Origin of the sequence: Rhizobium sp. LjRoot30, assembly GCF_964253915.1 — a bacterium.
GTDB lineage: Bacteria > Pseudomonadota > Alphaproteobacteria > Rhizobiales > Rhizobiaceae > Metarhizobium.
The window spans coordinates 1-766 of sequence record NZ_CAXUSG020000056.1 but is presented as its reverse complement, the minus strand read 5'-3'; the positions used below and the strand labels follow the sequence as shown (position 1 = coordinate 766).

Annotated in this window: 1 pseudogene; it reads left to right on the top strand. The window is 59.4% G+C overall.

Annotation, left to right across the window (positions count from 1 at the left end):
- Nucleotides 1–89: 89 nt before the first annotated feature.
- A pseudogene (locus ACSQ3I_RS28125) lies at nt 90–766 on the top strand (IS630 family transposase); the annotation flags it as partial.

The following is a 766-nucleotide window of genomic DNA, read 5'->3' as shown; positions in this document are numbered from 1 at the left end:
TAGAGCATTTCCCTGACTGATTGAATCGAACTTCTTTTCAAATCGCTGGTGTTCTGATTCAAGCTATCTGCCGATGGAGGTCGGCAGATATGTCAAAAGCCCTTTCCGTTGATCTTCGCATACGTGTGCTTGCCGCCGTTGACGGCGGCGCTTCGCATAGGGAGGCTGCCGAGCGTTTCGGCGTCAGCGCAGCCAGCGTGAGCCGTTGGCGCAACCTACAAATCCAGCAGGGGAACGTTCGCCCCGGTCCGCTCGGTGGCGACCGTAGTTCGCATAAGATTGAAGCTCACGCCGATCTGATCATGGCCTGGCTCGCACAGCACCGGGATGGGACGTTGTTCGAGCTTCGTGACGCTCTTTCGACCCAAGGCATCATCGCGAGTAAGTCGGCCCTGCACCGGTTTCTGGTTCGGCACGACCAGACGCGCAAAAAAAGACTGGCCACGCGGTAGAGCAAAGCCGTCCGGACATCCTGGAAAAGCGACAATGCTGGTTCGAGGACCAGCTCGATCTCGACCCGGAGCGGCTCGTGTTCATCGACGAGACCTGGACGGCGACCAACATGGCCCGCACCCATGGACGATGCCGCAAGGGTGAGCGGTTGCGGATGGGCTTTCCTCATGGTCATCGCAAAACGACCACGCTGGTTGCAGGCCTGCGCAGCACGGGAATGGTAGCCCCGCTTGTCATCGACGGGCCGATCAACGGTGAGTGGTTCGAGGCCTATGTCGCTCAGGTTCTGGTGCCGACATTGAAACCGGGCGAC